14 protein-coding genes are annotated in these 22113 nt (G+C 69.9%); 11 read left to right on the forward strand and 3 right to left on the reverse strand.

The window, feature by feature from the left end:
* The 6 genes from TX83_RS18990 to TX83_RS19015 form a co-directional block, all read left to right on the forward strand.
* Positions 1-1427: amino acid adenylation domain-containing protein (locus TX83_RS18990; protein WP_141233576.1), on the forward strand; the 1427-nt coding region annotated here is incomplete at its 5' end.
* Positions 1424-9703, forward strand: coding sequence for a non-ribosomal peptide synthetase (locus tag TX83_RS18995; RefSeq protein WP_064749560.1), 8280 nt, complete (start codon positions 1424-1426; stop codon positions 9701-9703). The genes TX83_RS18990 and TX83_RS18995, both read left to right, overlap by 4 nt.
* Before the next feature lie 2 nt (positions 9704-9705).
* A complete protein-coding gene (locus tag TX83_RS19000; protein ID WP_064749561.1) occupies positions 9706-10674 on the forward strand; it encodes a TauD/TfdA family dioxygenase in 969 nt (322 codons plus the stop codon).
* Positions 10675-10719: 45 nt separating this feature from the next.
* Complete coding sequence (locus TX83_RS19005) at positions 10720-11640, forward strand: TauD/TfdA family dioxygenase (protein ID WP_064749562.1); 921 nt, start codon at positions 10720-10722, stop codon at positions 11638-11640.
* Between the two features lie 42 nt (positions 11641-11682).
* On the forward strand, positions 11683-12855 hold the full coding sequence (locus tag TX83_RS19010; protein ID WP_064749563.1) for a hypothetical protein: 1173 nt from the start codon (positions 11683-11685) through the stop codon (positions 12853-12855).
* Between the two features lie 25 nt (positions 12856-12880).
* On the forward strand, positions 12881-14284 hold the full coding sequence (locus TX83_RS19015) for an alpha/beta hydrolase family protein (RefSeq protein WP_064749564.1): 1404 nt from the start codon (positions 12881-12883) through the stop codon (positions 14282-14284).
* Between the two features lie 89 nt (positions 14285-14373).
* On the opposite strand, the gene TX83_RS19020 is transcribed toward TX83_RS19015, so the two are convergent.
* The 3 genes from TX83_RS19020 to TX83_RS19030 form a co-directional block, all read right to left on the reverse strand.
* Positions 14374-15204: an alpha/beta fold hydrolase gene (locus TX83_RS19020; RefSeq protein ID WP_064749565.1), complete on the reverse strand. Its 831-nt coding sequence runs from the start codon at positions 15202-15204 to the stop codon at positions 14374-14376.
* A 78-nt stretch (positions 15205-15282) separates the two neighbouring features.
* Complete coding sequence (gene wrbA, locus TX83_RS19025) at positions 15283-15882, reverse strand: NAD(P)H:quinone oxidoreductase (RefSeq protein ID WP_064749566.1); 600 nt, start codon at positions 15880-15882, stop codon at positions 15283-15285.
* A gap of 121 nt (positions 15883-16003) precedes the next feature.
* Positions 16004-16705, reverse strand: coding sequence for a pirin family protein (locus TX83_RS19030; protein WP_064749567.1), 702 nt, complete (start codon positions 16703-16705; stop codon positions 16004-16006).
* Between the two features lie 121 nt (positions 16706-16826).
* Between TX83_RS19030 and TX83_RS19035 the strand changes: the two genes are divergently transcribed.
* The 5 genes from TX83_RS19035 (at position 16827) to TX83_RS19055 (ending at position 22100) form a co-directional block, all read left to right on the forward strand.
* Positions 16827-17744: a LysR family transcriptional regulator gene (locus TX83_RS19035; protein ID WP_064749568.1), complete on the forward strand. Its 918-nt coding sequence runs from the start codon at positions 16827-16829 to the stop codon at positions 17742-17744.
* A gap of 242 nt (positions 17745-17986) precedes the next feature.
* Positions 17987-18286 (forward strand): hypothetical protein, encoded by a 300-nt coding sequence (locus TX83_RS19040; RefSeq protein ID WP_064749569.1) that lies wholly within the window; start codon positions 17987-17989, stop codon positions 18284-18286.
* A gap of 139 nt (positions 18287-18425) precedes the next feature.
* Positions 18426-18962 (forward strand): DUF2867 domain-containing protein, encoded by a 537-nt coding sequence (locus TX83_RS19045; protein ID WP_222423789.1) that lies wholly within the window; start codon positions 18426-18428, stop codon positions 18960-18962.
* Positions 18963-19261: 299 nt separating this feature from the next.
* Positions 19262-21442, forward strand: a complete 2181-nt coding sequence (gene bglX, locus TX83_RS19050) for a beta-glucosidase BglX (RefSeq protein ID WP_064749570.1) — start codon at positions 19262-19264, stop codon at positions 21440-21442.
* 28 nt (positions 21443-21470) lie between these two features.
* Positions 21471-22100: a hypothetical protein gene (locus TX83_RS19055; protein WP_064749572.1), complete on the forward strand. Its 630-nt coding sequence runs from the start codon at positions 21471-21473 to the stop codon at positions 22098-22100.
* Positions 22101-22113: the final 13 nt, after the last annotated feature.

Below are 22113 nucleotides of genomic sequence, written 5' to 3' on the forward strand. Positions count from 1 at the left end.
GCCACCTGGCCTATGTGATCTACACCTCCGGTTCGACCGGCCGGCCGAAGGGGGTGATGAACGAGCACCGCGGCATCGTCAATCGACTGCACTGGGGGCAGCAGACTTACGCCTTGACCGAGCAGGACGTAGTGCTGCAGAAGACGCCGTTCGGCTTCGACGTGTCGGTGTGGGAGTTCTTCTGGCCGCTGATGGCCGGTGCGCAGTTGGTGCTGGCGCGCCCGGAAGGGCACAAGGACCCCGCCTATCTGGGCGAGTTGATCCGCAGCGCCGGGGTCACCACCCTGCATTTCGTGCCGTCGATGCTGCAGCTGTTCCTGGCCCGGCCTGATGCGGTCGCCGGTTGCGCCAGCCTGCGCCGGGTGATCTGCAGCGGCGAGGCCTTGCCGGCGGCGCTGGCAAGGCAGTGCCGCGAGCGCCTGCCGCAGGCGCGGCTGTACAACTTGTACGGCCCGACCGAAGCGGCGGTGGACGTCACCGCGTGGACTTGCAGTGCGGCCGACGAGACGGTCGTGCCGATCGGCCGGCCGATCGCGAACACGCGGCTCTACCTGCTCGACGCCGCGTTGCGTCCGGTACCGGTGGGGGTGGCCGGGGAGCTGTACATCGGCGGCGTGCAGGTGGCGCGCGGCTACCTCAACCGGCCGGACCTGACCGCCGAACGCTTCATCGCCGACCCGTTCGACCCCAGCGGTGCCGGGCGCCTGTACAAGACCGGCGATCTCGGCCGTTGGCGCGCGGACGGCGCGATCGAGTACCTGGGCCGCAACGACTTCCAGGTCAAGCTGCGCGGCCAGCGTATCGAGTTGGGCGAGATCGAAGCGCAATTGTGCGCTCTCGACGACATCGCCGATGCGGCGGTGCTGGCACGCGAAGACCTTCACGGCGCGTTGGCCCTGGTCGCCTACGTGGTGCCGGCCGCCGGCACCGATGCGCCGGTCCCGGCCGCGCTGCGTGAGCGGCTGGGCCGGCGCCTGCCGGACTACATGCTGCCGACCGCCTATGTCGCGCTGGCGGCGTTGCCCCTGAGCGGCAACGGCAAGCTCGACCGCAAGGCGCTGCCGGCGCCCGATCAGGCCGCGTTCGGGCACTGCGAATACGCACCGCCGCAGGGCGAGGTCGAGCAAGCCCTGGCTGCGATCTGGTCGCAACTGCTCGGCGTCGAGCGGGTCGGCCGTCACGACAGCTTCTTCGCGCTGGGCGGCCATTCGCTGCTGGCGGTGCAGTTGCTCGAACACCTGCGCCGCCGCGACTGGACGATCGACGTGCGCGCGGTGTTCGCTCAACCCGAACTGGCGGCGATGGCCGCGGCCGTGCGTGGCATCGTCGCGCCGGGACAGGGCGAGGTCGCCGTGCCGCGCAACGCCATTCCGGAGCGATTCGACGAGTCGCCCAATGAACACGAAATCGAGGAGTTCAGACTGTGAACGCGGAAGTCTCGAGCATGCAGGCCCTGGACGCGCAGGCGTTGATCGGCCTGCTCGAACAGCAGCAAGTGCGGGTGCGGGTGGAGCAGGGCGAGCTGGTGGTGAAGGCGCCGCGCGGAGTCTTGACTCCCGGCGTCATGGCCTCGTTGAAGCTGCACAAGCAGGCCCTGCTGCAATGGGCCGCGGCCAACGGTGAGCGCGCCGCGCCGCCGGCCCCGGCGCCGCAGATCACCCCGCAGATGTTGCCGTTGGTGCGGCTGGAACAGTCGCAGATCGATCGCATCGTCGCGGCGACGCCGGGCGGTGCGGGCAACATCCAGGACATCTATCCGCTGGCGCCGCTACAGGAGGGGATTTTGTTCCATCACCTGCTGCAACAGCAGGGCGATGCCTATCTGACCCGCGTGCTGATGAGCTTCGACAGCCGCGAGCTGCTCGACCGCTTCGTCGCCGCGATGGACGAAACCATCGCGCGCCAGGACGTGCTGCGCACCGCCGTGCAGTGGGACGGCCTGGCCGAGCCGGTGCAGGTGGTGTGGCGGCGAGCGCGGCTGGACGTGGAGGTGCTGAACTTCACCGGCGACGTGCGGGAGCAGTTGCAGGCTTACGCCGATCCGGCCCGCTACCGCCTCGACGTGCGCCGTGCGCCGATGATGCGCGGCTTCGCCGCGTACGACGCGCAGGGCGAACGTTGGCTGCTGCAATTGCTCTACCACCATCTGGTCATGGATCACGTCACCTTGGAACTGCTGACGCAAGAAGTCGGCTTGATCCTGCGTGACCGCCGCGGGCAACTGCCCGAGCCGGTGCCGTTCCGGAATTTCGTCGCCCAGGCGCGGCTGAGCGCACGCGAGGGCGAGCACGAGCGTCATTTCCGCGCCGAACTGGGCGATGTCGATCAACCGACCGCTCCGTTCGATCTGCTCGACGTGCAGGGCAACGGCGCCCATGCGGTACAGGCCCGACTGCGTCTGGACCCGGCCTTGAGCGCCGAGCTGCGCCGGGTCGCGCGCGCCCGCGGGGTCAGTCCGGCCAGCGTGTTCCATCTGGCCTGGGCGCAGGTGCTGTCGCGTTGCAGCGGCCGCGACGATGTGGTGTTCGGCACCGTGCTGTTCGGCCGCCTGCAGGGCGGTGCCGGTGCCGACCGGGCAATGGGCATGTTCATCAACACCTTGCCGCTGCGCGTGCGCCTCAGCGGGCGCAGCGCCGGGCAGGCGCTGGCCGATACCGCCGCCGGCCTGGCCGAACTGCTGCGCCACGAACACGCGCCGCTGACTTTGGCCCAGCGCTGCAGCGGCGTCCCCGCCAACACGCCGCTGTTCTCGGCGTTGCTCAACTATCGCCATAGCCACGACGATGCCGAGGCCGCCGCGGACGAGGGCATCGCCGGCATCCATCACCTCGACAGCCGCGACCGGACCAATTACCCGTTCGTATTGCACGTCGACGACTACGGCGACGGCTTCGGCATCACCGCCGAGATCGTCGACAGCGTCGAAGCCGCGCGGATCGCTGGATGGGTGCGCGAGACCCTGGAGCAACTGGTCGCAGCGCTGGCGCGGGCGCCCGACACGCCCGTGCAGGCGCTGGAGGTGCTGCCGGCGCAGGAGCGCGAACAGGTGCTGCATGGCTTCAATCACCGCCGTCGCGACTACGCCGCGCACGGCGAGCTCGTGCATGCGCTGTTCGAGCGCCAGGCCGCCGCGACCCCGGACGCGATCGCGCTGGAGTTCGGGCCGGAGCGGTTGAGCTACGCGGAACTGGACGCGCAGGCCAACCGCCTCGCCCGGCATCTTCGTTCGCTCGGCATAGGCCCCGACCAGCGCGTCGCGGTTTGCCTGGAACGCGGCCCGGCGATGGTGATCGCCATCCTCGCCACGCTGAAGGCGGGCGGCGCCTACGTGCCGCTGGACCCGACCTATCCGGACGAACGCCTGGGGCATCTGCTGCGCGACAGTGCGCCGCGCGCCGTACTCACCCAGCAACGGTTGCGGCATCGCCTGCAGGTCGCCGTCGCTTGCCAGTGCGTGCTGCTCGACGAAGGCGCGGACGACGGCTGGGCGTCGCTGGAGGCCTCGCCGCTTCCGGTCGCGGACTTGTCCGGCGAGCATTTGGCCTACGTGATCTACACCTCCGGCTCGACCGGCTTGCCCAAGGGCGTGGCGATGCCGCACCGCGGCCTGGTCAATCTGCTGGCCTGGCAGCGCGGGCCGCTGCCGGAACCGGCGCGCACCCTGCAGTTCGCCGCGCTCGGCTTCGATGTCGCGTTCCAGGAGATTTTCAGCGCCCTCGGCAGCGGCGGCACCCTGGTCTTGCTCAACGAGGACCTGCGCCAGGACCTGCCGGCGCTGGCCGACTGGCTCGACGAGCAGTCGATCGAACGGCTGTTCCTGCCTTATATCGCGCTCAGTACGCTCAGCGAGCTGTGGTCGCAGCGCGAGGCGCCGTTGCCGGCGTTGCGCGACCTGATCGTCGCCGGCGAACAGTTGCGCATCACTCCGGCGATCCGGCGCCTGTTCGATGGCCGCCACTCGACGCGCCTGCACAATCATTACGGCCCGACCGAAACCCATGTGGTGACGGCGCATACCCTGTCCGGCCCGGCCGGGTCGTGGCCCGATCTGCCGCCGATCGGCGCGCCGATCGACAACAGCCGCCTCTATCTGCTGGACGCGCAGGGGCGGCCGGTGCCGCGCGGCGTGGCCGGCGAGATCCACATCGGCGGCGTCCAGGTCGCCCGCGGCTATCTGCAGCGCGCCGAGCTGAGCGCCGAGCGCTTCCTGCTCGACCCTTACGCCGCCGCCGAGCCGGGCGAGCCGGCACCGCGCATGTACAAGACCGGCGACCTCGGTCGCTGGCGCGACGACGGCAGCGTCGAGTACCTGGGACGCAACGATTTCCAGGTCAAGATCCGCGGCTATCGGATCGAGCTCGGCGAGATCGAAGCGCGCTTGGCCGAAGTCGAAGGCGTACGCGAAGCGGTGGTGATCGCACGCGAAGACGTACCCGGCGACAAGCGCCTGGTCGCGTACTGGGTCGGCGAAGCCGGAACCGCGCTGGAGCCGGCCGAACTGCGGGCCCGGTTGGGCTCGGCGCTGCCCGACTACATGCTGCCCGGCGCGTTCGTGCCCCTGGAAGCGCTGCCGCTGACGCCGAACGGCAAGCTCGACCGCAAGGCCTTGCCGGCGCCCGACGGGCTGGCCTTCGTCCACCGCGCCTACGAGGCGACCATCGGCGAGATCGAGACCACTCTGGCGCAGATCTGGTGCGAGTTGCTCGGTCTCGAACGGGTCGGCCGCCAGGATAACTTCTTCGAACTCGGCGGGCATTCGCTGTTGGCGGTTCGATTGATCTCGCAGCTGCGCGAGCGGCTCGGCATCGAACTGCCGCTGTCGGCGCTGTTCACCCATCCGCAATTGAGCGAGTTGGCCCGGGACGTGGCCGAGGCCGGGCAGAACACGCTCAGCGCGATCGTCCGGGCCGACCGGTCCAAGCCGCTGCCGATGTCGTTCGCCCAGCAGCGGCTGTGGTTCATCGCCCGGGTCGATCCCGAGGCGAGCAAGGCCTATCACGTGCCCGACGCGGTGCGCCTGCGCGGCCCGCTCGACGTGGCGGCGCTGCAGGCTGCGTTCGACCGCATCATCGAGCGCCACGAAGTGCTGCGCACGCGCTTCGTCGGCATCGCCGGCCAGGCGCTGCAGGTGATCGACGAGCCGCGCGGCTTCGCGCTGAGCCGCGAGAACCTGCGCGGCGTCGACGACGCCGAACTGGAAGCGATCCTGCGGGAGGAAGCGCTGCGCCCGTTCGACCTGGCGCTGGGGCCGCTGATCCGCGGCCGCCTGCTCGAGCTCGGCGACGACGATCACGTGCTGCTGGTGACCATGCACCACATCGTGTCCGACGGTTGGTCGGGCGGGGTGCTGGCGAACGAGTTCTCGACCTTGTACCGGGCCTTCCGCGAAGGTCGCCCGGACCCGCTGCCGCCGCTGGCGATCCAGTACGCCGACTTCGGCATGTGGCAGCGCCAATGGCTGCAGGGACCGCTGTTGCAGCAGCAGTTGCAGCAATGGGTGCAGCAGCTGCGCGGCGCGCCGAGCCTGCTCGACCTGCCGACCGACCGGCCGCGTCCGCCGATCCAGGACTATCGCGGCGGCAACGTCGAGATCGCGATCGACGCCGAGCTCAGCCGCGGCCTGCATGCGCTCAGCCAGCGTCACGGCACCACGTTGTACATGACCATGCTGGCGGCATGGGCGGCGGTACTGAGCCGGCTCAGCGGCCAGGACCAGGTGGTGATCGGCAGCTCGCACGCCGGTCGCAGCCGGGTCGAGATCGAACCCCTGATCGGCTTCTTCGTCAACACTCAGGCGCTGAAGATCGACCTGTCCGGCAGCCCCAGCGTACAGGCCTTGCTGACCCAGGCGCGGCAGACCGCGGTGCAGGCCCAGAACCTGCAGGACGTGCCGTTCGAACGCCTCGTCGAGGCGCTGAACCCGCCGCGCTCGCTGGCCCACCACCCGGTGTTCCAGGTCATGCTGTCCTGGCACAACACGCCCAAGGCCGAGCTCGATCTGGCCGGACTGCAGGCGCACAGCCTCGGCGGTGGTCCCGACAGCGCCCAGTTCGAGCTGTCGCTGGAGCTGCGCGAAAGCGAGGACGGCGTCGCCGGTCAACTCAATTACGCCAGCGCGCTGTTCGACGAGACGACCGTCCGCCGTCAGTGGCGCTGCCTGGAAGCGATGCTGCGCGGCATGGTCGCCGACGACAGCCAGGCGATCGACCGCATCGACCTGCTCGATGCGGCCGAGCGCGAGCTGGTGCTGCAAGATTTCAACGAAAGCCACGTCGCCGCCGCCGAGCCGGCGCTGGTGCACGCGCTGATCGAGCGCCAGGCCGCGGCGCAGCCGGACGCGACGGCGATCGAGTACGACGGCGAGCGGCTGAGCTACGCCGAGCTCAACGCGCGCGCCAACCGGCTCGCCCACCATCTGCGCGGACTCGGCGTCCGCCCCGACGACCGGATCGCGGTATGCGCCGAACGCAGCCTGGAGCTGGTGGTGGCCTTGCTGGCCGCGCTGAAGGCCGGTGCGGCCTACGTGCCGCTGGACCCGGTGTATCCGGACGAACGCCTGGCGCACATGCTCGAAGACAGCGGCGCGGTGGCGCTGCTGACCCAGCGGCGCCTGGAGCGGCGCCTGCATGCGTCGCCGGCCTGCGCGACGCTGTTGCTGGACGATCCGCAACCGGCTTGGGCACAGGCCCCGGACGCGAACCCGGACCCGGCGCAGATCGGCTTGACCCCGGCCCATCTGGCCTACGTGATCTATACCTCCGGTTCTACCGGCACCCCCAAGGGCGTGATGGTCGAGCACCGCAACGTCGCTTACTTCCTGCACGCGATGGAGGCCTGCATTCACGGCCTGGGGCCGGATTGCCGGCGCGTGGCCTGGAACTCCTCGTTCGGCTTCGACATGGCGGTCAAGGCCTGGGGCCAGTTGGCGCACGGCCGCAGCGTGCACTTGCTGCCGGAAGCGGCGCGCCTGAGCGCGGAAGATCTGCTCGGCTTCCTCGAAACCCACGCCATCGAAGCGATGGAGTGCACGCCCTCGCACCTGCGCCTGATGCAGGGCGCCGGCCTGTTGCAGGGCCGCGCGCCGAGCCTGCGCAAGCTGCTGCTCGGCGGCGAGGCGATCGATTCGGCGACCTGGAGCGCGCTGGCCGCGGCCGAGGACCGGCTGTTCTTCAACATGTACGGCCCGACCGAATGCAGCGTCGACGCCAGCTGCGGCGTGATCGACGGCCGCCGCCCGCACATCGGCCGGGTCATGCCGGGCGCGCGGATCTATCTGCTCGACGAGGCCGGTCAGCCGGTGCCGGTCGGCGTCGCCGGCGAGATCCACATCGGCGGTGCCGGCGTGGCGCGCGGCTATCTGCATCGTCCCGAACTGACCGCCGAACGCTTCCTGCACGACCCGTTCGCGGCCGACCCGCAGGCGCGCATGTACAAGACCGGCGACCTCGGCCGCTGGCGCGAGGACGGCACGGTGGAATACCTGGGGCGCAACGACTTCCAGGTCAAACTGCGCGGGTTCCGGATCGAGCTGGGCGAGATCGAGGCGCGACTGGCTTCGCAGCCGGGCGTGCGCGAGGCGGCGGTGATCGCGCGCGAGGACAGCCCCGGCGACAAGCGCCTGGTCGCTTATGTGGTCAGCCTCGCCGGCGCGCCGACGCCCGACCCGGCGCAGCTGCGCGCCGGGCTGGCGCCGCACTTGCCCGAATACATGCTGCCGTCGGCGTTCGTGTGCCTGGATGCGCTGCCGCTGACCGCGAACGGCAAACTCGACCGCAAGGCCTTGCCGGCGCCGGACGGGCAGGGGCTGGCGCTGAGCCGCTACGAGCCGCCGCAAGGCGAGGCCGAGCTGGCCATCGCGGCGCTTTGGTCGGAGTTGCTGGGAGTGGAGAAGGTCGGTCGCCACGACAACTTCTTCGACCTGGGCGGCTATTCGCTGATGGTGTTCCAGGTCATCGAAGGGCTGAAGCAGAAGGGCTACGAAGTAGCGCTGCAGGACGTGCTGCTGGCACAGCAGCTCAGCGCGCTGGCGGCCCTGATCGAGCGTCCGCACGGCGGCTTCGCGCATGAGCAATGGATGACGATCCGCAAGGGCGGCTCGTCCCGTCCGCTGATCTTCATCCATGAGCCCAGCGGCGAGGTGCTGGCTTACGAGCGCCTGAGCCGGCATATCGATGCGCAAATCGGTCTGTACGGAATCCGCGCCGACCATCGCCAGGTCGGCGCCGATGCCCGCTTCGAGGACTTGGCCGCCGGCTACGTGCGGCTGATCCGCCAGGCCGTGCCGCAAGGGCCGTACCGCTTGGCCGGCTGGTCGGCCGGCGGCGCGCTCGCCTACGAGATCGCGCAGCAGTTGCTCGCGGCCGGCGAGCGGGTCGAGTTCCTCGGCCTGATCGACAGCTGGTACCGCGGCGACGGCGAGCGCGGCGTGTCCGAGCTCGGCGTGTTCGAAAAGAAGATGCTGTTGGTCGCATTCGCCGAGTACTACGGGCGCAAGCTGGAGAGCGCGGAAATCGAGCGCCTGATCGGCGCCGAGGACCTGCCGCAGGCGATCGCGCTGGCGCGGCGCGAGGGCTGGCTGCAGAAGGACATGAGCGCGCAGGAATTCGAGCAGCGCGCCCGGCTGTGGTTCGACCTGCGCGCCGCCGCCCATCGCTACTACGCTCGGCCGCTGGCGGCGGATGCGCATCTGTTCGCCGCGCATCCGACCGACGCCGGCGACCCGGCCAACGGCTGGGGCGGGCTGCTCGGCGAACGTCTGCAAGTGCACCCGATCGGCGGCGACCACTGGAACATCATGATGCAACCCGAGCTCGCGGCGCGGGTCGGCGCTGCGATAGGCGCGAGCCTGGCCCGGCTCGATGGCGCCGCGGTCGCGCCGCCGGCCATGCCGCCCGCCGCCGGCACTGCGGTTGTCATCCGCCAGGGGCGCGCCGGTGGACGCCAGGTGTTCTGCCTGCCGGGCGCCGGCGCCAACGCGACCTCATTCCTCGATTTCGCCGCCGCCGTCCCCGGCGACATCAGCTTCATCGGACTGGAGGCGCCGGCCCTGATCGGCCGCGACGGCGCGCCGCCGACCCTGGCCGAAGCCGCGCGTCGCTATGCGCAGGCCATGCGCGGCCTGCAACCGGAGGGGCCGTATCACCTGATCGGCCATTCCTTCGGCGGCTGGGTCGCGCTCGAGGTCGCGCGGCAACTGCTCGACGCCGGCGCCGAAGTCGCGCCGGTGGTGATGGTCGACAGCGAAGCGCCGCGCGCCGACGGCCATGGCGGCCGCGAGTACGCCCTGGGCGAGTATCTGGCGCTGATCGGCCTGCAGGGCGTGCGCGGCCACGGCTTGAGCGCGCAGTCGCTGGTCGCGCTGACGCGGGAGCAGCAAGCCGCCAGCGTGTTCGAGGCGATGCGCCTGGGCGGACTGTTGCCGGCCACGGCACGCCTGGACGACTTCGCTCCGGCGCTGGAGATGTTCTGCCGGCAGTGCGCGATCGGCTACCGCCACGAGCGGCCATTCGGCGGTCTGGCCGTGCTGGTGCGGGCGATGGGCGGGGCAGAGGCCGATGCGGTCGATCTGGACGACTGGCGCCGCTTCGAGCCGGAGTTGCGCGGCTTCGACCTGCACGGCAGCGATCACCTGTCGGTACTGAAGCCGCCGCACGTGGAGCGGCTGGTCGAGATCGTCGGCCGCCATTGGTATCTGGGACGATGAACATGAGCGAAACCGCCCGCCCGATCGACGCGCCGCCTTGCGGGGTCGCCGACGGCCTCGGCGAAGGCTTTCCGTACCTGGTCCGAGCCGCGCCCGACGCGGGCGATGCCATCGCCTGGCTGGAGCAGGCCATGCCGAGGCTGGAGCCGGAACTGCACCGTTGCGGCGCACTGCTGTTCCGCGGCTTCGCTTTGCGCGAGGCCGAGGACTTCCGTCGCGCGGTCGCGGCGATGGCGCCGCAGTTGCGCGACTACACCGGCGGCACCTCGCCGCGAAGCCAGGTCGCCGAGGGCGTCTACACCTCGACCGACTACCCAAAACACCTGGAAATACCGCTGCACAACGAGATGTCCTACAGCTCGCGCTGGCCGCAGCGGTTGTACTTCTTCTGTGCGGTCGCGCCGCAGACCGGCGGTGCGACGCCGATCGCGGACTCGCGGCGGATCCTGCAGGCCATGCCGGCGCGGATCGTCGACGAGTTCGAGCGCCGCGAGCTGCTGTACGTGCGCAACCTGGCCTCGGCGCAGTCGCCCTACAACGCATGGAGCAAGGCATTCGAGACCGAAGACCGCGAGCAGGTCGAGGCCTATTGCCGGGAGATGGATATCGGCTACGAATGGCAACGCAGCGGCGGGCTGCGCATCCAGGAGCGGCGCCCGGCGACGCGCGCGCACCCCGTAACCGGCGAGCGGGTCTGGTTCAACCAGGTGCATTTGTTCCACGCCTCGAACACGCCGCTGGCCAGCGCGCTCAGCGCCCGGATCGAGGCCGGGCTGCCGATGGCCGCCTACTACGGCGACGGCGGCCGGATCGGCAACGACACCCTGGCCGACGTGCGCGACGTGCTCAACGCGCACAGTCGCGGGTTCCGCTGGCAGCAAGGCGACTTGCTGGTGGTCGACAACGTGCTGGCCGCGCACGGCCGGCTGCCGTTCGACGGGCCGCGCCGGATCCTGGTCGCCATGTCTTGAGCCCGATTCTCCGACCACCACTTTCCAAACGACGCGAACACGAATATGAAAATCAACTCCGCCACGCGCGAGGCGCTCGCGCCCTGGATCCGACAGAACCGCCCGCTCATCGACGACGCACTGTGGAGCGACGGCTACGTGCTGTTCCGCGGCTTCGACGTCGGCGGCCTCGACGGCTTTGAGGAGAGCGCGGCCAGCGCCTGCGACTGCCTGTACAAGCACTACGGCGACCTGCCGCTGGCCAGCGCCAGCGAGAACGTCTATTTCGCCACGCCGTATCCCAAGCACTTGGAGATCCAGTTTCATAACGAAGCCTCGCACACTCACACCTGGCCCTCGCGGCAGCTGTTCTTCTGCCTGGAGCCGGCGCCCGAAGGCGGCGAATGGACCCTGTCGGACGGGCGCCAGGTGCTCCAGCGCCTGCCGGCGGAGATGCTCGAGCGCTTCCGCGAGCTGGGCCTGGTCTATCGGCGCCGCTTCATCCGCGGGCTCGACGCATCCTGGGAGCAATTCTTCAAGGTCGGCAGCCTGCAGGAGCTGCGCGACAAGATCGCGCCGACCGGGCACGAGATCGATGCGCCGTCGGAGAACGACGTCACCGTGTCCTACCGCACCCATGCGCTGCTGCAGATCCCGGAACGCGGCACCGAGGCCTGGTTCAACCAGATCCTGCTGCACCATCCCGACGCGCTGCCGGCCGAGGTCGACGGCCTGTTGCGCAAGCATTTCCAGCGCGATCAGTTTCCGCGCACGGTGTTCTTCGGCGACGGCAGTCCGATTCCGACCGAATGGGTGCGCACCATCGACCGGGTGCTGAGCGAGTGCTCGGTGCGCATCCAGACCCAGACCCACGACGTGTTGCTGGTCAACAACCTGCTGCTGGCGCACGGGCGCCTGCCGTACAGCGGCAACCGCCAGATCCGCGTCGCCCTGGGCGACATGCGCGTCCACGCTGCGGCCGCCTGAGTCGCCGCCCACCACCACACCTCACGGCACGAGAATTCCGGCATGATCAAGCGCCAGCACGTCGTCAACGACTTCTTTCCCGAGGCCGAAGCCATGCGCACGGCCTACGACGGCAAGGTCAAGAACGCCTACAACCAGACCGTCCAGTGGCAGTACTTCTGCGAACCGCGGATGTACACCTATCTGCGCACCATGCCGCAGCAGGTGATGCCGGAGGCGCTGTGGGGCCGTTTCACCCAGCACCTGAAGCAGTGGTGCATCGACCACGTCGGCCTGCTGCCGACCGGCACGCCTAATCTGCACCTGATGGTCAACGGCTGCACCCTCGGCCTGCACAGCGATTTCCATAACGGCACCTTCGGTTTCGTGTTCTCATTGACCCGCTGGGATACGCGCAAGTTTTCCGGCGGCGAAACCCTGCTGATGCGCGACGGCGTGCCCAGCTACAAGAAGCATCACGTCCAGGGCGAGGTGCTGTACGAACTGGTGCCGGCGCAGTTCAATCAGTTGCTGCTGTTCGACGACCGCATCGTGCACGGCACCCAGACCATCGAAGGCAGCATGGACCCGCTCGACGGCCGCATCGCCCTGGTCGGGCATCTGCGCGCGACCTCGCCGGTGGTGACCGGCCCGCTCGACGCCGCCGCGGCGCGCAAGACCGTGTTCGAGTTCCATCGCGCCTTGGCCGAGCCGGTGAAGCCGTACAAGGACGTGCAAGGGGTCATGACCTTCCGCCTGAGCGTCGACGCCGACGGCGCGGTGGAGTCGGTCGCGGTGCTGACCGACAACTTCGTCACTGCGCACAGCGGCTATGAAAGCAACGAAGATGTCGCCGCGGTGCGGGCCCTGGTGCTGGACGCCGCCTCCAAGCTGCGTTTCGCCGCCGCGTCCGGGCCGTCCAAGGTCACCACGGCGGTGTTGCTGCCGCTGCCGGACCTGCGTCCCATCGAGATATCGATCCCGCATGCCGGCCGTCCGGCCAGGCTGCAGGAAGCGCTCAAGGCCCAGCTCAAGGAAGGCGCCGCGCTGGGGTTCGAGGTCGATGCGCAGAGCGACGGATTCGCGGTGCGCGAACCGCTGGCCGGCACGATCAAGATCGAGCCCGGCCGCATCGTCGCGTCGTTCGATCCGCCGATGTGGGTGCCGTCGCAGCGCGACCACTTCCAGGCCATCTTGAGCGAGAACCTGGGCATGCTCGCCAAGTACGCCGGTTGAGCGGGCAGGGCAGGGCGCGACGCGCATGTCGTACCTGGAGCTGGCGATCCTGGCGATCGCCTTGGGCGCGGCCTTGCTTGCGGCGGTGTCGCCGCGGCTCGGGCCGCGCAGTCTCGCCACCGTAGCCGGATTGTCGGCGTTGGGCCTGGCGGCGCAGGCGTGGCGATGGGGCCCGTGCTGGCAGTACCTGCCGCTTTGCATGCTGGTATTGGCCTTGGCCGCGCTGGCCTGGCTGCGGCGACGACCGCCGCGGCATCGCGTCCTGGTCTGGGCCGGGCGCGGCGGTCTGGTCGCCCTCGCCGCGGCTGCGGTCATGCCGTGGGGGCTGCTGCCGGTGCCGGAACTGCCGCCGCCGCGCGGGCCGTACGCGGTCGGCAGCCAGGTGTTCCGCTGGGCCGATCCGCGCCGCGGCGAGGCCGCGACCGACGACCCGAACGATCGGCGCAATCTGATCGTCCAGGCCTGGTACCCGGCCGCCGCCGGCGGCGCGCCGCCGCCGCCGTACCTGGACGGCCTCGGCCGCCTGCCTTCCCGGGTCTCCTTCATTCCGTCGCTGGCGATGCAGCGCTTCGGCCGCATCGACACCCATGCCCGCCGCCAGGCGCCGCCGCTGGTGTCGGCGCGGCCCTGGCCGGTGGTGCTGTTCTCCCCGGGCTACGGCGCATCCCGCGGGTTCTACAGCGGCCTGCTCGCCGACTTGGCCAGCCGCGGCTTCGTCGTGCTGGCGGTGGATCACCCCTACGAAGCCTCGGTGACTGAGCTCGCCGACGGCCGACTGGCGACGCAGGTCGAGCGCTTCCTGCCGGACGATCCCGGCCAGCTCCGCTACATGTCGCTGCAGTTGGAAGTGCGCGCCGACGATTTGCGCGGCGTGCTCGACCGGGTCGAGAGCGGCGCCGGCTTGGGCGCCTTGTCGGCATGCCTGGATCGCGACCGCATCGCCGCGATCGGCCACTCCTTCGGCGGCGCCGCCGCGGTGGCCGCGGCGATGAGCGACCCGCGCTTGCGCGCCGCGGCCAATCTCGACGGCACGCTGTACGGCCGCACGCTCCGCGACCGTCTCGAGGTGCCGTTCCTGCTGCTGGAAAGCGACCGTCGCGAGACCGGCCATTCCGAGCGTTACTTGCGCGGCGCGCTGGCGCTGGCCCAGCGCCTGCGTGCCGGCGGCTATCGCTACCAGATCGCCGCGGCCAACCATTACAGCTTCACCGACGTGCCGCAGTTCCTGGCGCCGCCGGCGCGATGGCTCGCGGCCGAATTCATCGGCGGCTCGCGCGGCGCTGCCGCGACCCAGGCGCTCAGCAACGACCTGCTGGTCGCGTTCCTGCACGGCGCGTGGCGCGACGCGCCCGGCGATGTCGCGGCGGCGGCGCGCCGCGCCGGACTGAGCGGGGGCGCGTTGCCGCCGATGGCCGGCACGGCGGAATGAGCGCATCGCAACGGCAGCGGCCCCGGGACGCGAGTCGCCGGGGCCGCTGCGGGTCGGTGCGAGCGGCGAGGCCGGCCCGCCGCCGTCGATCAGGATCGCAGGAAGGCGAGCAGATCCTGGTTGAGCTTGTCCTTGTGGGTATCGGTCAACCCGTGCGGGGCGCCCGGATAGACCACCAGCTTGTGGTCCTTCACCAACTTGGCCGCGGCATGGGCGGCCGCGTCGATCGGCACCACCTGGTCGTCGTCGCCGTGCAGGATCAGGGTCGGCACGTCGAACTTCTTCAGGTCTTCGCTGAAGTCGGTTTCCGAAAACGCGGCGATGCAGTCGTAGGTGTTCTTGTGCCCGGCCAGCATGCCCTGCATCCAGAACCAATCGATCATGCCCTGCGACGGCGTCGCGCCGGGGCGGTTGAAGCCGAAGAACGGGCCGCTGGCGAGGTCCTGGTAGAGCTTGGAGCGGTCGGCGATAGAACCGGCGCGCAGGCCGTCGAACACGTCCTTGGGCAAGCCGCCGGGATTGGCCTCGGTCTTGAGCATCTGCGGCGGCACCGCCGAGATCAATCCGGCCTTCTTGACCCGGCCGGTGCCGTGACGACCGATGTAGCGCGCGACCTCGCCGCCGCCGGTGGAGAAGCCGAACAAACTCGCGCCGCGCAGGTCGAGATGCTCGATCAGCTGCGCCAGATCGTCGGCGTAATGGTCCATGTCGTTGCCGTGCCAGGGCTGGCTGGAGCGGCCGTGGCCGCGGCGGTCATGGGCGATGGTGCGGTAGCCGTGATCGGCCAGGAACAGCATCTGCGCTTCCCAGCTGTCTGCGTTGAGCGGCCAGCCGTGGCTGAAGACCACCGGCGCGCCGTCGGTCGGGCCCCAGTCTTTGTAGTAGATCTGTACGCCGTCTTTAGTGATGAAAGTGCCCATGGTTCGACTCCTGTCGTAGCGATTGAAGCGGACGGGCGCGGCAGCGCCCGAGCGCGGGGGAGGGAGCGGTGCGGAGGATCAGCGGATCAGGCGCTGCGCGGTCTCGGCGACCACGCGGCCCTGGTAGCGCGCGCCCTCGAGTTCGTTCTCGCTGGGCTGGCGCGAACCGTCGCCGCCGGCGATCGTGGTCGAGCCGTAGGGCGAACCGCCGGTGACTTCGTCCAGGCGCATTTGTCCGGCGTGGCCGTAGTCCAGGCCGACCACCACCATGCCGAAGTGCAGCAGGTTGGTGATGATCGAGAACAGCGTGGTTTCCTGGCCGCCGTGCTGGGTCGCGGTCGAGACGAAAGCCGAGCCGACCTTGCCGTGCAGCGCGCCGCGCGCCCACAGCCCACCGGCCTGATCGAGGAAGTTGGCCATCTGCGAGGACATGCGACCGAAGCGGGTGCCGGTGCCGATCACGATCGCGTCGTAGTCGGCCAGCTCCTCGACCTTGGCGATCGGCGCGGCCTGGTCGAGCTTGTAGTGCGAGCGGCGCGCCACTTCTTCGGGCACCAGCTCGGGCACGCGCTTGATGTCGACCTGCGCGCCGGCGCCGCGGGCGCCTTCGGCGATGGCCTGGGCCATGGTTTCGATATGCCCGTAGGCGGAGTAGTACAACACCAGAATCTTGGCCATGGGGCGCTCTTGGAAGTAGGGTTGGATTGCTGGGGCAAGCAACGCCGGCCACCTTGCCGGCGCTACGTTCTACAGTGTGAGTCGTACGTCGTGCGCTTGCGTGCGACTCGAGACTAAAGTCTCAGGGCGCGGTGTCGACCAGCACGATTTCGGCGTCTTCCAGCGCGGTGACGCGCAGGCCGGCTTCGTCGCGGATCGCGGCGCCGTCGCGGGCGTCGATGCGCACACCGTTGACTTCGACCGCGCCCTTGGCCGGCACCAGGTAGCCGTAGCGATCGGCGCCGAGCGCGTACTCGGCCGATTCGCCGGCGGCCAGGGTCAGTCCCAGCACCCGCGCATCGGCGCGGATCGGCAGAGCGTCGTCGTCGCCGGCCATGCCGCTGGCCAGGATCACGAAGCGGCCGCTGCGCTCGCCCTTCGGGAACGGCTTGCTGCCCCAGGTCGGGGTGCCGCCGCGCTGGTCGGGCAAGATCCAGATCTGGAAGATGCGGGTGGTATCGGCCTCCAGGTTGTACTCGGCGTGCTGGATGCCGCTGCCTGCGCTCATCACCTGCACGTCGCCGGCCTCGGTGCGGCCGCGGTTGCCGAGGTTGTCCTGGTGGCTGATCGCGCCGTCGCGAACGTAGGTGATGATCTCCATGTCCGCATGCGAATGCGGCGGGAAGCCGGTATTGGCTTGGATCGCGTCGTCGTTCCACACTCGCAGCGCACCCCAGCCCATGCGCTCGGGGTCGTGATAGTTGGCGAAGGAGAAGTGGTGCTTGGCGTCGAGCCAGCCGTGGTGGGCGCCGCCGAGGCGGGCGTAAGGGCGATGCTGGATCATGTCGTGGCTCCCGAAGTTGTGGTTGCGTGGGCGATGGACGGCACGATAGACCTCGCAGGCAGGCTTTAGAATGGAACGGATCGAATAAGATTCATTCCAAAAACATCACGGTTGCCGCGCCATGCAGAAACTCCCCGACCTGGAAGCCTGGGCGATCTTCGCCAAGGTCGCCGAAACCGGCTCTTTCGCCCGCACCGCGGCCGAGTTCGGCCTGGCCCAAGCGACCGTGTCCAAGGCCATCGGCCGGCTCGAAGCGCGGCTCAAGACCGTGCTGTTCCACCGCACCTCACGGCGCATGTCGCTGACCGAGAGCGGCCGCGGCGCGCTCGAGCGCGCCAGCCGCATCCTCGCCGAGGGCGAGGCGGTCGAGGCCGAGATCACCGCCCAGGCCAAGAACCCCCGCGGGGTCGTGCGGATCGCGGCGCCGATGTCGTTCGGCGTGGCCCACCTGTCGCCGCTGCTGCCGGAGTTCATGGCCAAGTACCCGGACATCGCCCTGGAGATCGCCTTCGACGACGGCGTCACCGACCTGGTCGGCGGCGGTTACGACCTGGCGCTGCGGATCTCGGCCCTGGCCGATTCCAGCCTGTTGGCGCGACGGCTGTGCGGCGTGCGCATCCTGCTGGTAGGCGCGCCGGCCTACTTCGAACGCCACGGCCGCCCACGCCACCCGCGCGAACTGGCCGCCCACCACGGCCTGTCCTACACCTACTCGCGTTTCGGCAGCGCCTGGCGCTTCCAGCACAAACGCCACGGCGATTTCTCCATCGCGGTGCCGTCGCCGCTGCGGGTCAACAACGCCGAAGCCTTGAACCCGGCCCTGATCGCCGGCCTGGGACTGGCGCTGCAGCCCGAGTTCCTGGTCTGGCGCGAGTTGCGCAGCGGCAAGTTGGAAGCGGCGATGGCCGAGTGGGCGCCGCCGCCGATCGCGCTGCACGTGGTCACCCCGCCGGGACGGGTGCGGCCGGCGCGGGTGCAACTGCTGATCGACTATCTGGTGCGCAAGTTCGAGAAGGCGCCGTGGGCCGAGCCTTCGTGATGCCGTCAGGCGCCTGCCTTTCGCGCGCCGCTGCCCGGGTGGGGAAGGAACGCTGCATGGCGGCGGCGCCGATGCCGGCGGCGTCTCTCGCCGTTCGCGGCCGCGCCTGGGCGGACGGCGGCTTTCGCGATGCGTCACCGGAAAGCACCGGGTCGCAGCCTCTTTTCTTATTTTATTTCAAGTCTTTATAAACACTTCGTGACGCATCACTATAGCGCGCCGCAAGCCATGCAGCCGCCGCCATGAAGCACGCCGACGATCCCGGCACCCTGGAACTGGAACTGCCCAAGAAGCGCGGCCGGCCGACGCTCTACACCAGTGCGCTGACCCCGGCCGAACGCGCCCGTCGTTATCGCCGCCGCAAGGCCGATCGATTCGACGCGGCCTGGAGCGACCCGGCCGGTGCCGAGACCGGCATCCTGTGCCAGGCGCTGGCCTGGCTGGCCGCCAATCCGGGCGCGGTCAGCGAACGCACCGCGCAGCAGCTCGGCTCGCGGATCGCCAAGGAACTGGCGCGTCGCTTCCCGGTGCCGGCGAAATAGCGCGCCGGCCGCATCGATGCGCCGCCCGGTGCGCGCATCGGTCGCAATCCCCGCCGGAGCCGAGCGGCGCAGACTGATCCGGAGCGCCAACGACGGCGCCCGACGCCGCGCAATCCGGCGCGGCACGCCAGGAGCGAACATGGCCTTGCCCCGCAACATCGTCAGCGCCGTACCCTTGCCGCGCGAATGCAGCGTGATCGATCACTACCCGCGCACCGATCTGGCCGACGCCTATTCGATCGAGCTGCCGCCGGGCGTCTCGCAAAGCCCGGAAGAGTTGGCGCGCTTCATGTTTGCTCACGCGCCGGGCTGGTCGCGGGCGCTGATGGGCCTGCGCGACCTGCTGGTCGCCGGTCTCGGCCTCAAGACCGTTGCGCAGCTGACCGCGACCACCCCGGAACAGGCCGCGCAACGGATCGCCTTCTTCAAGATCTACAGCCGCCGCGCCGGCGAAATCGTGCTCGGCGAAGACGACAGGCATCTGGATTTTCGCCTGTCTCTGCTGTGCCCGCCGGCGCCGCGAGGGCGACGGCTGACCGTGTCGACGGTGGTGCATTGCCATAACCGCCTCGGCCGCGGCTACCTGTTCGTGATTGCGCCGTTCCACCGCCTGATCGTTCGCGCCTACCTGCGCCGTGCGGCGCGGGTCGGCTGGCCGGGCGCGACGCCGGGCTGAGCGTGCGGCTGCAAGCCCGCACCGCGAACGCGCTCGACGGACGATCTGCGCCGTGCCCGGCTGTCGCGCGAGCGGACGACCGTCGCAGTGCGTGCATCGCGGCGCCTCATCGATGGCGGCATCGGCGACAGGCGACGGCGGCGGGCGCGGCATAATGCATCGTTCTTCGTGCGGGCGGGCAGGGTGCTTGCGCAGCGTCGGCCACGGCGTGGCTCGCCAAGCGATAGCTTGCGTTGACAGGCATGTAACCGGTTACATATGATGCCTGAACGATAATTTTACGCAGGGTGCAAGCCGTAATGACTGGCCGCGTTGATGTCGATGCGCTACTCCGGCGCATGACGCTGGAGGAAAAGATCGGCCAGCTGTCGGTCTTGGCCGACTCGATCCGCCCCTTCGCTTTCGACGTCAATCCGGACTCGTTCCAATGGGGTCCGGAGCGTACCCGCGAGATGATCCGCGCCGGCCAGGTCGGCGCTTTGTTCAACGGAGTAGGGGCCGCCGAAGGGCGCGAACTGCAACGCATCGCGGTCGAGGAAAGCCGGCTGGGCATTCCCTTGCTGCTCGGCGCCGATGTCATCCACGGCATGCGCACCGTGTTTCCGATTCCGCTCGGCGAATCGGCCAGCTTCGAGCCGGAACTGGCCGAGCGCACCGCCCGCGCCGCCGCGATCGAGGCCACTCGCGAGGGCCTGCACTGGACCTTCGCCCCGGTGGTCGACGTCGCTCGCGACCAGCGTTGGGGCCGGGTGGCCGAAACCAGCGGCGAAGACACCTATTTGTCGTGCGAGTTCGCCCGCGCCCGGGTGCGCGGCTTCCAGGGCCCGGACCTGACCGCGGACGATTCGCTGCTGGCCACGCTCAAGCACTTCGCCGCCTACGGCGCGGTCGGCGCGGGCCTGGACTACAACGCGGTGGATCTGGCGCCGCAAACGCTGCACGAAGTGCACCTGCCGCCGTTCAAGGCCGCGATCGAGGCCGGCGCGTTGACGGTCATGAGCTCGTTCAACGACATCAACGGCGTGCCCGCGACCGCCAACCGCGAGCTGCTGACCGGCGTGTTGCGCGATCAATGGGGCTTCGAAGGCTTCGTGGTTTCCGACTACACCTCCGACTTCGAACTGATCGCGCACGGCTATGCCGCCGACGAACGCCAGGCCGCTGAGCTGAGCCTCAACGCCGGCCTGGACATGAGCATGCAGAGCGGCATTTTCATGGACCACCTCGGCGCCCTGGTCGAACAAGGCCGGGTCGGCGTGGCGGCGATCGACGCCGCGGCGCGGCGCATCCTCGACGTCAAAGCGCGGATGGGCCTGTTCGAGAATCCGTACCGCTCTCTGAACCCGGCGCCGCCCGGCCCGGCGCCGTATCTGGCGGCGCACGACGCGCTCGCGCGCGAGGCCGCGCGGCGCTCGGTGGTGATGCTGAAGAACCAGGGCGAGTTGCTGCCGCTGCGCAAATCCGGCCAGCGCATCGCCCTGATCGGCCCCTTCGCCCGCGACCGCGAGAACCTCGCCGGTTGCTGGAACATCTTCGGCGACGCCAGTCGCGAGATCGACCTGGAAACCGGCCTGCGCGCCGCGCTCGCCGATCCGCAATCGCTGCAGGTCGTGGAAGGCTGCGGCATCGAAGCATCGCTGGAGGGCGGCATCCAAGCCGCCGTGGCCGCGGCGCGCCAGGCCGAGGCGGTGCTGCTCGCATTGGGCGAACCGTCGGTGTACTCCGGCGAGGCGCAGTCGCGCACCCAGATCGTGCTGCCGCCGGCGCAACAGGCCCTGGCCGAGGCGGTGATCGCCACCGGCACGCCCGTCGTCGTGTTGCTGCGCAGCGGTCGCGCGCTCGCGCTGAGCCCGGCGCTGCAATCGGCCGACGCCATTCTCGCGACCTGGTTCCTCGGCACCCAGACCGGCCATGCCGTCGCCGACCTGGTGTTCGGCGATCACAGTCCGTCGGCGCGCCTGCCGGTAAGCTTTCCGCGCGATGCCGGCCAGCAGCCGTATTACTACAACCATCCCTCGACCGGCCGACCCTACACGCCCGAAGGCCTGCAGGCGTTCCGCACCCGTTGGCGCGAAGTCGATCATTCGGCCCTGTATCCGTTCGGCCACGGCCTGACCTATACCCGCTTCGACTACGGCCCGGTCGAACTCGATCCCGCCGGCCTGGCCTGGGACGGACAACTGACGGTGCGTGCGCGCATCGCCAACGTCGGCACCCGCAGCGGCGAGGAGGTAGTGCAGTTGTACGTGCGCGACCGCGTCGCCAGCCGGGTGCGGCCGATCCGCGAGCTCAAGCGCTTCCAGAAGATCGCGCTCGCGCCGGGCGAGGGGCGGGTGGTCGAATTCACCCTGGACCGCAGCGACCTGGAGTTCCGCAGCGTCGACAATCGCCCGATCGCCGAGCCGGGACGTTTCGATGTGTGGATAGCGCCGTCGGCGACCGCCGGAATCGCCGTGTCGTTCGAACTCCATCCGGCCTGAGCCGCATCGTCGCGGGGGGGAAGAGCGCATGAAACTGTTGCTGCTCGGCGCCAGCGGCCTGGTCGGCGGCGAAGTGCTGCGGCTGGCCCTGGCCGAGCCGGCCGTGAGCGCGGTGGTCGCGCCCGGCCGCCGCGCGCTGCCGCCGCAGCCCAAGCTCGACGCGCCCTTGATCGACTGGGACGCCTTGCCCGACCAGGCCCCATGGTGGCGAGCGGACGCGGTGATCTGCACCCTCGGCACGACCATGCGCGCGGCCGGCTCGCAGGCGGCATTCCGCCGCGTCGACCACGACTACCCGCTGGCGGCCGCGCGCCTGGCCCGGCGCCACGGCGCCCGCGCCTATGCGCTGAACTCCGCGCTCGGCGCCGATCCGGCTTCGCGGATCTTCTACAACCGGGTCAAGGGTGAGCTCGAACAGGCGCTGCGCGGGCTGGACTATCCGTCGCTGAGCCTGGTCCGTCCGGGCCTGATCGGCGGGCAACGCGAGGCGTTTCGCACCGGCGAGCGCGTCGCGACCTGGGCGCTGCGCCTGGCCGGCCCGGTGTTGTCGCGGCGTTGGCGGATCAATCCGGCGCCGCGCATCGCCCGCGCCTTGCTCGACGCCGCCCTGCGCGCCGAGCCCGGCCTGCACATCGTCGAATCCGATCGACTGACCTGAAGGGCCGGGCCGC

The sequence above is a fragment of the Lysobacter antibioticus HS124 genome (assembly GCF_000336385.2).
Classification (GTDB): domain Bacteria; phylum Pseudomonadota; class Gammaproteobacteria; order Xanthomonadales; family Xanthomonadaceae; genus Lysobacter; species Lysobacter firmicutimachus.